Source organism: Actinacidiphila alni, assembly GCF_900112845.1.
In the GTDB taxonomy this organism is placed as follows: Bacteria; Actinomycetota; Actinomycetes; order Streptomycetales; family Streptomycetaceae; genus Actinacidiphila; species Actinacidiphila alni.
Genome location: NZ_FONG01000015.1, coordinates 92,236 through 103,740, shown reverse-complemented (window position 1 = coordinate 103,740; position 11,505 = coordinate 92,236). Strand labels below are relative to the sequence as shown.

Here is an 11,505-nt window from a genome sequence, read left to right as displayed (position 1 = left end):
GTGGGGTCAGAAGAAGGTGCGGATGTAGTCGGTGACCGTGGCGTCCGGGGCGGTGACGGGGATCAGGGGCCATTTGTCGAAGGTCGTGCAGGGGTGGGAGAGGCCGAGGGCGACCCAGTCGCCGACGGCCAGCGGGTGGTCGGGCGGGACGGAGAGCCAGGTGTGCTGGTCGGACAGGGCCGTCACCGTGAGGCCGGCGGCGTCACCGCCGCGCACGGCCCGGACCGACGGCAGCCCGAGATCGTAAGCGGCGTCCCGCTTCCCGGCGTTGAGGAACGCCTGCGTCGGCGACGGCCGCGACACGACCTGCGCCCAGAGCCGGAACGCCGGCTCCAGGGAACCCTCCTCCGGCACCCGGTTGAAGGGCGTGATCCGCCGGTAGTGGTCGTCGTCGTGCGTGACGTACGCCCCGGACCGCAGCAGCTTGCGTACCGGCCGGGACAGCGCGGGCACCTCCGCGAGGACCTCGGCCACCACGTCGAACCAGGCGGAGCCACCGGCGCTGATCACGATCTCCTCGGCGGAGCCGAACCGCCCCGCCGCGTCCAGTCCGGCCGCGAGCGCGACCAGCCGCCGCAGCCAGGCCGCGACCCGCCCGGGGTCGGCGTCCGGCACCTCGCCCTCGTACCCGGCGACGCCGACCAGCCGCAGCGACGGCGCGCCGGCGACGGCCTCGGCGACGGCCGCGCAGTCCGCCTCCGTCCGCGCCCCGGTGCGCGCGCCCTCGCCCGCGGCGAGTTCGACCACCACGTCCAGGGCCCGCCGCGTCCCCGCCTCCCGCAGCGCCGTATCCATCAACTCGACACCGCGCACGGAGTCGACGTACGTGACGAAGGTCAGGTCGGGGTCGGCGTCGAGCTGCCCGCCGATCCAGCGCAGCGCGGCCGGGTCGACCACCTCGTTGGCGAGGAAGATCCGGGAGACGCCGAACTCCCGGCAGACCCGCGCCTGGTGGGGGACGGCGACGGTGATCCCCCAGGCGCCGCGCTCCAGTTGGCGGGCGAAGAGCTGCGGCGCCATGGACGTCTTGCCGTGCGGCGCGAAGGACAGGCCGTGCTCTTGCGCGTACCGCTCCAGCAGGTCGAGATTGTGGCCGAGCGCCGCCTCGGACAGCACGAGGACGGGTGTGGTGAAGCCGCCGTCGAACAGACCGCGGCGCTGCGCGGCCAGCTCACCGACGGTGAGCCCGTCGGCGTCCGGCGGCAGCCCCTTGAAACGGTGGTCGACCCGCTCCCCGGCCAGCCCGGCCGCCAGCGCCGCCACCCGCTCGTGCCCGCCCATCGAACCTCCCGTGTTGCAGCATATGCAACGGCCGTTGCATAGAATGTTTCCCGCTGTCTAACATCCCCGCGAGTGCCAGGTCAACGCCGCTCCCGTCGGCACAGCCCTCCACAGAAGCGAGAACGACCGTGACCGTACCGACGAGCCCTCGGGCGTGGCCGGGCGCCGCCGAGGACGCCGGCGGCGCCGCCTTCGACGTCGTATGCCTCGGCGAGTCCATGGTCACCTTCGTGCCGTCCGTGCCCGGCCGCCTCGCCGACGTGCCCTCCTTCCACCGGGCGATCGGCGGCGCCGAGTCCAATGTGGCCTGCACCCTGGCCCGTACCGGCCACCGCGCCCGCTGGATCAGCCGCGTCGGCGCGGACGGCTTCGGCGACCACCTGGTGGCCACGATCGCCGCGGCCGGCGTCGACGTCAGCGCCGTACAGCGCGACCCGCACCGCCCCACCGGCATCTACTTCCGTACGGCCGGCGAGCGCGCCACCGGCCCCGAGGCCGGGCCCGAGCGGGCGGAGGTCGTCTACTACCGGGCCGGCTCCGCCGCCTCCGCCCTCTCGCCCGACCTGGTCGCCCGCGCCGACGCCTGGAGCGGCCGGGTGCTGCACCTCACCGGCATCACCCCCGCGCTGTCGGCCGACGCCATGGCGCTGACCCGCCGCCTCACCCGCCGCGAACCGGGCCGCCCGCTGGTCTCCTTCGACGTCAACCACCGCCCGGCGCTGTGGCGTGACGCCGACCCGCGCGTCTGCGTGGACCTGGCGCGCGGCTGCGACCTGGTCTTCGTCGGCGAGGACGAGGCGCAGGCCGCCTGGGGCCTGCCGGACGCCGACGCGATCCGGGCCGCGCTGCCCGAGCCGGAGACGCTGGTGGTCAAGCAGGGCGCGGCGGGCGCGACCGTCTTCAGCGGCGGCGAGCGGCTGCGCGTCCCGGGCCTTGCCGTGGACGTCGTGGCGCACGTCGGCGCCGGCGACGCCTTCGCGGCCGGCTATCTGTCCGCGGCGCTGCGCGGCCTGCCCGTACGGGACCGGGTGCGGCACGGCCACGTGCTGGCCGCCGCCGCGCTGACCGAGCCCGGCGACCTGGGGACGCCGCCCTCGCGCGCGCACGCCGACGCGCTGGTCGCGCTGGACGACGCGGCATGGGGGAGACTGCGGCTGGGCGCCGGCTGGACGGCGGCCGATCAGCAGACAGCCGGCGTCGGCGAGGAGGAACCGCGGTGAGCCAGACGGTCGACCGTGCGCTGAGCATCCTGCCGCTGCTGGCCGAGGGCCCGGCCGGACTCGAACAGGTCGCGGCCCGTCTCGAGGTGCACAAGTCCACCGCGCTGCGGCTGCTGCGCACCCTGCACGAGCACGGCCTGGTCTACCGGCAGCAGGACCAGCGCTACCGGCTCGGCACCCGGCTGTTCGCCCTCGCCCAGCAGGCGATGGAGAACCTCGACATCCGCGGCATCGTCCACCCGCACCTGGTCGCGCTCAACGAACGCACCGGCCACACCGTCCACTTGGCGGTGTACGAGCAGGGCGAGGTGGTCTACATCGATAAGGTGGAGAGCCGCTACCCGGTACGGATGTACTCGCGGATCGGCCGCCCGGTCGCGATCACGGTGGCCGCCGTCGCCAAACTGCTGCTGGCCGACCTGCCGGAGGCCGAACGGCGCGCGGTCGCGGAGCAGTTGGAGTATCCGCGCTACACCGCGAAGTCCACGCCGGACGCCGCCGCCTTCCTCGCCGAACTGGCCCGGGTCCGCGAACAGGGCTGGGCCACCGACCTCGGCGGCCACGAGGAGTCCATCAACTGCGTCGGCGCGCCCCTGCGCGGCGCCGACGGCCGGGTCTGCGCCGCGCTGTCGGTGTCGGCGCCCAATGTCGTCGTCGGCGCGGAGGAGTTGCTCCAGCTGCGCCCGCTGATCCTGCGGACGGCCGAGGCCGCCGGCCGCGACCTGTCAGGAATCCCCAGCCCACAGTAAGGAACCATCCGCATGAGCAACGGTCAGAAGACCGCCGTCGTCCCGGCCACCCACACCGCGCCGCCCGCGAAGTTCTCGCACGGCGTCCGCAAGGGGAATCTCCTCCAAGTGGCGGGCCAGGTCGGCTTTCTGCCCGCCGTCGAGGGCCGGGCCCCGACCCCGGCCGGGCCCGGCCTGCGCGAGCAGACCCTCCAGACCCTCGCCAACGTCCAGGCCGTCCTGGAGGCCGGCGGCGCCACCTGGGAGGACGTCATCATGATCCGCGTCTACCTCACGGACACCGCGCACTTCGCCGAACTCAACGAGATCTACAACGAGTTCTTCGCTCCGCTCGTGGATGTCCCGGCCGCCCGCACCACCGTCTACGTCGGCCTCCCCGCCGGCCTGCTGATCGAGATCGACGCCCTGGCCGTCCTGGGGTGACCCGGGGATGTGAAAGGGCGCCCCTCTCCCGTGACGTCGGGAGAGGGGCGCCCTTTCTTCGTGGGGCGGCTGCCTACGGCAGGGCGTGCACGTGGGCGCCGACCGCGTTGGACCAGGTGTTGCCGGCGGAGGCGTCCCAGTTGGTGGACCAGGTCATCGCGCCGCGCAGGGTCGGCCAGGTGGTGGACGGGTGGAAGGTGCCGCAACCGGTGCCCTTGGTCAGGCAGTCGATCGCGTTGTTGACGACGGTCGGGCTGACGTAGCCGGAGCTGGCGGCGCTGCTGGACGCCGGGGTGCCGATGCCGACCTGGGACGGGTCGAGCCCGGCCTGGATCGCGGTGCAGGCCAGCGTCGTGATGAAGTCGACCGAGCCCTGGCTGTAGACGCCGCCGTCGCAGCCGTTCATCGAACCGCTGTTGTAGTACTGCGTGTTGACGACGGTCAGGATGTCCTTGATCTTCAGCGCGGTGGCCAGGTAGTCACTGCCCGCCGACAGCATGTCGATCGTCTGCGGCGCCATCGTGATGATCAGCGACGAACCCGCCTTGGCGCTCAGCGACCGCAGCGCCTGCGACATGTAGGTGGAGTCGATGCCGTTCTCCAGGTCGATGTCGACCCCGTTGAACCCATACGTCTGCATCAGCGAGTAGACGCTGTTGGCGAAGTTGGTGGCCGAGGCGGAGTCCCGCACCGAGATGGTGCCGTTCTGCCCGCCGACGGAGATGATCACCTTCTTGCCCGCCGCCTGCTTGGCGGCGATGTCCGCCTTGAACTGCGCCGTGCTGTAGTTCAGCGCCGGGTCCAGGGTGAACGACACCGCGCCGGGCGTGGTGGTCGCGTCCGCGAAGGCGACGGCGATGATGTCGTACTGGTTCTGCACCTGCGCGATGGTCTGCACGGTGGCGCCGTTGTTGAAGTTCTGCCAGTAGCCGGTGACCGCGTGCTTCGGGATCGCGCTGTTCGGCGGGTTCGTGGGCGGCGTGGTCGGCGGCGTCGTGGGAGGCGTCGTCGGCGGGGTGGTGGGCGGCGTGGTCGGGGGAGTGGTCGGCGGCGTCGTCGGCGGGGTGGTGGTCGTGCCGCCGGGGCCGGACAGCGAGACGTCGTCCGCGAAGTACGCGGGCTGCGCGTACCAGCCGTGCGTGTAGATCGTCACCGAGTGCGTGTTCGCGCCCGTGCTGAAGTTGACGCTGAGCTGCTGGTACGTGGACGCCGACGGGGTCCAGGTGGACGGGTCGGTGCCGCCGGTGCCGGTCGCGCCGAGGTAGACGTAGGAGCCCTGCACCCACGCGCTCAGCGTGTACTGCGAGTTGGGCTGCACGCTGACGACCTGCGAACACTGGGCGGTGTCGCTGCTGCTCGGCGTCGCCTTGAGCGCGGCCGAGCCGGAGTGCACGGGGCTGGAGACGGTGGCGCCGCTGCCCGCGGTGCAGGTCCAGTTCGACAGGCCGCTCTCGAAACCGGAGTTGGCGGCGAGATTGGTGCCCGCCGCGCTGGCGGTGCCCATGTCGACGAGCGCGACTCCGGTGCCGATCACCGCGGCGGCGCTCAGGCCCGCGACGGCCCGGCGGACGATCTTCGATCTGTGCTTGGCATGGCTCGCTTGATTCGCGTGCGATGCACGTTCCACGACTGCCTCCTGGGGGCAAGGAGTTGGGGGGTAGTGGGAGTGCGGGTGCGTACGACGTGAACGTGGTCACATGAAACAGATGTCAGGGAGAAAGCTGGTCCAGACCAATTGGGTTGTCAAGACCTCTGCCGGTCACCTGTCGTTCACATGCTTCGATCCGCAACTTTCCGCACCCAACCCGCTACACATCGATAAGCTGACGACCGCGAATCGCCAGGTGCCGGCCATCACCGGGCGTGAAGGGGGGAGGTACCGCATGCCGAGCGTCATCACCGTCACCTCGGACGATTCCGCCGTCCCGCTCGAAGAGCAGGTGACCCGTACCTCCGCCGCGCTCGACGCGTACGGCCACATCGTCGCCCTGGCCCCGGCCGACCCCACCGATCCGGCCAGACGCCGCATCCACACCGTACGGTCCGCCCTGGAGGCCGACCGGATAGCGATCGTGCCCAGCGCCCTGCCCCCGCTGGCCGTCACCCTGCTCGCCGAGCAGTTGCGCCAGCTGTCCGGCACCGACCTCGGCCCCGGCGTCCTGGCCGGCGCGGCCCGGCTGCTCACGTACTACCTGCACTCCGGCGCGCTGCTCGGCTCGGTCGCCAGGCTCGACCGCGTCCCGGTCGGCGTCGGCACCCACGTCAAATCCCTGGTCCCCGGACGGCACTTCGCGGTCGTCGCGCACCCCGAGCCGTATCTCGGCGAGGCCGCCCCCGACAGCGTGCCGCCGGGCCCCGGCTACCAGACGCAGCTCGCCATCGCCGGCAAGGGCGTCGACCCCGGCTGGATCACCGGCCCGCTCGCCACCGCCTGGCGCTCCCAGTACCTGCGCGAGGTGCCGCTGCCCACCGACTCCGCCCGCTGGTGGGGGACCGGCAAACTGGTCGAATTCACCGCCTACATCGCCGATGTCGGCATGCTCTACCAACTCGTCACCTCGGTACGGCGCGACACCTGCACCTGGTGCGGGCTCGAAGTCATCGGTGACCAGTGCTTGTTCTGCGCCACCCGGCTGGGGGACCGTACGGCTCCGGCGAAACACGCCGCCGCCCGGCCGCCGCGCGAGGTCGAGACCCCGCGCCGCCCCCAACTCGAACCCCACAAGCGATAGGTCCGCCCGCACATGAACTCACGTCAGCGTCGTGGTGTCGTCCTCCTGGTGGTCTCCGTGATCTGCGCGGTGGCCGCCTTCGTGGGGGTGCTCGCCGTCGTCAGCGACGCGCGGTCGCAGGTCGGACCCAAGGTCACCGCGTACGAACTCAGCGCCGACGTCCCCGCCTACCAGGCGCTGACCGCCGCCAAGGTGCACCAGGTGCACATACCGAAGCGGTGGCTGCCGGACACCGCGGTCCGCGAACTCGGCCAGTTCCAGGGCAAGATCGCCGCCGTGCCGCTGCGCAAGGGCTCGCTGCTCCAGTCCGACATGGTCGCCGCCCGGCCCGAACTCAAGCCCGGGCAGATGGAGATCGCCATCATGATCGACGCGGAGACCGGCGTCGCGGGCAAGATCACCCCGGGTGCCAAGGTCAACATCTTCGCCACCTTCCAGGGCCGCAAGGACACCGACCCCGACGTCTCGAAGATCATCGTCTCCGGCGCCCAGGTCATCGACGTCGGCGAGATCAAGGCGTTCGACAAGAGCGAGAACGCGCAGCGGCTGTCCGCCGAGGGCGTACCGATCACCTTCGCGCTCGACGCCGCCGACGCCCAACGCGTCGCCTACGCCGAGTCCTTCGCCGAACACGTACGGCTGGCCCTCGTCGCCCCCGGCGACACCGCGGCCCCCTCCGACAGCGACCGCACCTACACGCTCGGCTCGGACACCGGGACCTCGGGCACCGGAACGGGAGGCAGGCCGTGACCGTCCGCATCCTCGCCGGAACCGCCGACCCGGACGCCGCCCGCGCCCTGCTCGGCCTGCTCGGTCAACTGCCCGGCGCAGAACCGGCACCCGCGCTGCCCGACTCCACCGCCCTGCTGGAGACGCTCGCCCGCGCCGCCGAGGCCGGCCTCGACGAACTGCCCGAAGTCGTCGTCGTCCAGGAGGGCATCGCGCCGATGCCCGCCCTCGACCTGATCCGCGACATCGCGCTGCGCTTCCCCGCCATCGGCGTCATCCTGCTGACCGCCGACCCCAGCCCCGCCGTGCTCGCCGCCGCCATGGACTCCGGCGCCCGAGGTGTCGTCGGATTCCCGCTCTCCTACGACGAGTTGGGTGCCAGGGTCGAGGCCGCCGCCACCTGGTCGGCCGGGGTGCGCCGGCACCTCGGACCGCAGCGCGCCCTGCCCGCCGTGGCCGGCGGCACCCTCATCGCGGTGGCCGGCGCCAAGGGCGGCGTCGGCACCACCGTCACCGCCGTCCAACTCGCCCTCGCCGCCCACGCGTCGGGCCGCTCCACCGCCCTGGTCGACCTCGACCTCCAGGGGGGCGACATCGCCTCCTACCTCGACGTGCAGTTCCGCCGCTCCGTCGCCGACCTCGCCGACATCGCGGACGTCTCCTCCCGCGTCCTGCACGACGCCATGTACGTCCACGAGTCGGGGCCCGCCCTGCTGCTCGCCCCCGCCGACGGCGAACGCGGCGAGGACGTCACCGACCGCTCCGCCCGGCTCGTGCTCGCGGCCCTCAGGCAGCGCTACGAAGTGGTCGTCGTCGACTGCGGCACCCAGATGACCAGCGCCAACGCCGTCGCCGTCGAGGTCGCCGACGCCGCCGTCCTCGTCCTGACCCCCGACGTCATCGCCGTACGCGCCGCCAAGCGGATGGTCCGCATGTGGGACCGGCTGCAGATCCGCAAACCCCAGGACACCGTCTCCGTCGTCAACCGGCACACCCGGGGCAGCGAGATCCAGCCGTCGCTGATCGGCCGCATCACCGGCACCCGGATGGCCTCCTCCGTCATCCCGGCCGGCTTCCGCGAACTCCAGTCCGTCATCGACGCCGGCCGCCTCCAGGACCTCGACGCCCGCTCCACCGTCAAGGCCGGGATCTGGGCGCTCGCCGGGGAGTTGGGCCTGGTCACCGGCGCGACACTGCCCGCCGCCCGCGGCAAGAAAGCGCGGCGCGAGCGGGGGGAGCGCGGGGACCGCGGGGACAAGGGCCAGGTGACCCTGGAGACCCTCGGCATGACGCCGATCATCCTCGTCACCCTCATGCTCGTGTGGCAGGCCGTCCTCGCCGGCTACACCTTCACCCTCGCGGGCAACGCCGCCGACGAGGCGGCTCGCGCCGCGGCCGTCGGCACCGATTCCCGCGCCGCCGCTCTCGACGACCTGCCCAGCGCCTGGCGCGACTCCGCCTCGGTCGGCGGCCCCGACCGGTCCGACGGGCAGGTCTCCGTCACCGTCACCCTCAAAATGCCCCTCCTCATCCCGGGCATCGGGGACTTCGTGCCCATCACGGGCCACGCCCGCACCGTCGACGAACGGCCCGAGCCGTGAGGCGCGCCTGCCGCGGGCTTCTCCACTTCCACCATGTGGTGAAGGGCGCCCCTGGAGGGGCACCCTTCGTCCGCGAAGGGGCCCGGGACCGAGGGGTGGCGTCGCTCGAATACCTCGGGATGCTCCCGTTCCTCCTCCTGATCGCCCTGGCGGGAATCCAGCTCGGCCTGGTGGCCTACTGCGGCGAGCAGGCGGGAACGGCGGCCAGGACGGCGGCCAGGACGGCCGCCCAGGCCGGCCCGAACGGAGGCGAGGCCGCGGGCCAAAGGGCCGGGGAAGCCGCCGTCAGCGACTGGCTCACCGCCCACATCACGTACCCCGTGGACACCGACACCAAGATCACCGCGCAGGCCAGCGTGGACGTACCGTCCGTCCTCCCCGGAGTGAGCATCTTCGATCCGGTGAAGCGGTCCGCGACGATGCCGAAGGAGGACACGACACCATGAGCCTGCGTGCCCGCCTCGCCGTGGAAGAGGCCGCTCCGCAGACGCAGGAGGGCCACCTGGTGGCCGTCTACCGCGCGAAGCTGCTCCAGGAGATCGACCTCGCCGAGATGTCCTCCCTGGCCGCGGCCGAACGCCGCGCCCGGCTGGAACGCGTCCTCGGCCACATCATCAGCCGCGAAGGCCCGGTGCTGTCCACCACCGAACGCGCGGCGCTGATCCGCCGGGTGGTCGACGAGGCCCTCGGCCTCGGCATCCTGGAGCCGCTGCTGGAGGACCCCACCGTCACCGAGATCATGGTCAACGGCCCCGACAAGATCTACGTCGAACGCGGCGGCCGCGTCGAGGCCGTCGCCGCCCGCTTCTCCTCGGCCGAGCAACTGCTCCAGACCATCGAACGCATCGTCTCCACCGTCAACCGCCGTGTGGACGAGTCCAATCCGATGGTCGACGCCCGCCTCCCGTCCGGCGAACGCGTCAACGTCATCATCCCGCCGCTGTCCCTGACCGGCCCCACCCTCACCATCCGCCGCTTCCCGCGCGCGTACACCCTCCAGGAACTGATCGGCCTCGGCACGCTCGACGAGCACATGCTGCTGCTGCTCTCCTCCTTCGTCCGCGCCAAGTGCAACATCATCGTCAGCGGCGGCACCGGCTCCGGCAAGACGACGCTGCTCAACTCGCTGTCCGGGCTGATCCCGGACGGCGAACGGATCATCACCGTCGAGGACGCCGCCGAACTCCAGCTCCAGCAGGAGCATGTGATCCGGCTCGAATCCCGGCCGCCCAACGTCGAGGGCGAGGGCCGGATCACCATCCGCGACCTCGTCCGCAACTCGCTGCGGATGCGCCCCGACCGCATCATCGTCGGCGAGGTCCGCGGCGGCGAGACCCTCGACATGCTCCAGGCGATGTCGACGGGCCACGACGGCTCGCTGGCCACCGTGCACGCCAACTCCGCGGAGGACGCGGTGCTGCGGCTCCAGACGCTCGCCTCGATGAGCGAGGTCAAGATCCCCTTCGAGGCGCTGCGCGACCAGATCAACAGCGCGGTCGACGTCATCGTGCAGCTGCACCGCCATGTCGACGGCACCCGCAGGATCGCCGAGATCGCCATGCTCTCCTCGCGCGGCCGCGACGTCTTCCGGCTCACCTCCGCCACCCGCTTCCGCGCAGAACCCCTCGGCGTCGACCGCATCGTGCGCGGCTGGTACGAACACCGGCCCGTACCGCGCGAGATCGCCGAACGGCTCTATCTGTCGGGCGAACACGTACCGGCCGCCTTCGGTATCGGCGGCAGCGAACTGGAACTCGACAGCAGGGAGGCCAAGTGATGTCGCCCCGCGCGGAGTCGCACACGACGCTCGCCGCCGGCAGCGGCTTCGCCTCCGGCCCCTACCCGCTGCTGGTGCTCGGCGTCAGCGTGCTGGCGCTGGCCCTCGGCGTCTGGGGCCTGCACGCCTGGCACGGCGGCAAGGCCGACCGCGCCGCCCTCGTCGACCGGCTCGCCGGGGACTCCGGCGGCGGCGGGCCCCGGCGGGCCGCCTTCGCCGGACTCGACCGGCGGGTACGGCAGTACGCCTGGGGCGGGAAGCTGGCCGGCCGGCTCGCGGCCACCGGCACCAATCTGACACCAGGTCAATTCGTGGCCGCGGCCGCCGGGGTGGTCGCCGTCGCGTGGATCCTCGCCGCCTCGCTGCTCGCCCCGTTCTTCGGGCCGATCGCGGCGCTGATCGCGGGCTGGACCGCGTACAGCTTCCTGGAGTGGCGCCGCCGGATCCGTACCGAGCGCTTCATCGCCCAACTCCCCGACCTCGCCCGCGTCCTGGCCAACGCCACCCAGGCCGGCCTCGCCCTGCGCACCGCCGTGTCGATGGCCGCCGAAGAACTGGACGCGCCCGCCGGCGAGGAACTGCGCAAGGTCGCCGACGCGATGGCCGTCGGCCACTCCATCGAGGACGCCCTCGCCGAGCTGCAACAACGCCTGCCCAGCCGGGAGTTGATCGTCCTGGTCTCCACCCTGGTGCTGTCCAGCCGGGCGGGAGGCTCCGTCGTGGAGTCGCTGCGCAATCTCACCGTCACCCTGGAGGAGCGCAAGGAGACCCGGCGCGAGATCCGCACGCAGATGTCCCAGGTCACCGTCACCGCCTACGCGGTCCCGGTGATCGGCATCGGCTCCCTGCTGCTGCTCAACCGGATCATGCCCGGCTCGCTGAGCGCCATGACCGGCTCCACCGTCGGCCGGATCTGCGTCCTGATCTCGCTGGCCCTGTACGTGATCGGCTTCGTGCTGATCCGCCGGATGTCGAGGATCGACGTATGAGCGC

General features: G+C 72.2%; 11 protein-coding genes. 9 read left to right on the top strand and 2 right to left on the bottom strand.

The genetic code is table 11. The annotated features are described in order from the left end of the window. Positions 1-6: 6 nt before the first annotated feature. Positions 7-1,281 (bottom strand): alanine racemase, encoded by a 1,275-nt coding sequence (locus BM076_RS23765; protein ID WP_093715711.1) that lies wholly within the window; start codon positions 1,279-1,281, stop codon positions 7-9. Positions 1,282-1,409: 128 nt separating this feature from the next. On the opposite strand from BM076_RS23765, the gene BM076_RS23760 reads away from it, so the two are divergent. The 3 genes from BM076_RS23760 to BM076_RS23750 are packed head-to-tail and all read left to right on the top strand — an operon-like array spanning position 1,410 to position 3,673. Then, a complete protein-coding gene (locus BM076_RS23760; RefSeq protein WP_245796261.1) occupies positions 1,410-2,501 on the top strand; it encodes a sugar kinase in 1,092 nt (363 codons plus the stop codon). Beyond that, complete coding sequence (locus BM076_RS23755; protein WP_093715709.1) at positions 2,498-3,250, top strand: IclR family transcriptional regulator; 753 nt, start codon at positions 2,498-2,500, stop codon at positions 3,248-3,250. Before BM076_RS23760 ends, BM076_RS23755 begins: the two co-directional genes overlap by 4 nt. Before the next feature lie 12 nt (positions 3,251-3,262). Beyond that, complete coding sequence (locus BM076_RS23750; protein ID WP_093715708.1) at positions 3,263-3,673, top strand: RidA family protein; 411 nt, start codon at positions 3,263-3,265, stop codon at positions 3,671-3,673. A gap of 73 nt (positions 3,674-3,746) precedes the next feature. Here the strand turns inward: BM076_RS23750 and BM076_RS23745 are convergent, their stop codons facing one another. Beyond that, positions 3,747-5,300 carry a chitinase gene (locus BM076_RS23745; RefSeq protein WP_407640700.1) on the bottom strand — a complete coding sequence of 518 codons (1,554 nt, stop codon included), beginning with the start codon at positions 5,298-5,300 and terminating at the stop codon, positions 3,747-3,749. A gap of 256 nt (positions 5,301-5,556) precedes the next feature. Here BM076_RS23745 and BM076_RS23740 point away from each other — a divergent pair, with 256 nt between their 5' ends. From BM076_RS23740 to BM076_RS23715, 6 genes are all read left to right on the top strand, one after another. Beyond that, complete coding sequence (locus tag BM076_RS23740) at positions 5,557-6,405, top strand: hypothetical protein (protein ID WP_245796260.1); 849 nt, start codon at positions 5,557-5,559, stop codon at positions 6,403-6,405. A 12-nt stretch (positions 6,406-6,417) separates the two neighbouring features. Then, on the top strand, positions 6,418-7,155 hold the full coding sequence (cpaB, locus tag BM076_RS23735) for a Flp pilus assembly protein CpaB (protein WP_093715707.1): 738 nt from the start codon (positions 6,418-6,420) through the stop codon (positions 7,153-7,155). Then, entirely contained in the window at positions 7,152-8,735 is a 1,584-nt protein-coding gene (locus tag BM076_RS23730; RefSeq protein WP_093715706.1) for an AAA family ATPase, read from the top strand. Before cpaB ends, BM076_RS23730 begins: the two co-directional genes overlap by 4 nt. A 95-nt stretch (positions 8,736-8,830) precedes the next feature. Beyond that, positions 8,831-9,181, top strand: coding sequence for a TadE/TadG family type IV pilus assembly protein (locus tag BM076_RS23725; RefSeq protein WP_245796259.1), 351 nt, complete (start codon positions 8,831-8,833; stop codon positions 9,179-9,181). Continuing rightward, positions 9,178-10,512, top strand: a complete 1,335-nt coding sequence (locus BM076_RS23720) for a CpaF family protein (protein ID WP_093715705.1) — start codon at positions 9,178-9,180, stop codon at positions 10,510-10,512. Before BM076_RS23725 ends, BM076_RS23720 begins: the two co-directional genes overlap by 4 nt. Continuing rightward, positions 10,512-11,501, top strand: coding sequence for a type II secretion system F family protein (locus BM076_RS23715; RefSeq protein WP_093715704.1), 990 nt, complete (start codon positions 10,512-10,514; stop codon positions 11,499-11,501). Before BM076_RS23720 ends, BM076_RS23715 begins: the two co-directional genes overlap by 1 nt. The last annotated feature ends 4 nt before the right edge of the window (positions 11,502-11,505 follow it).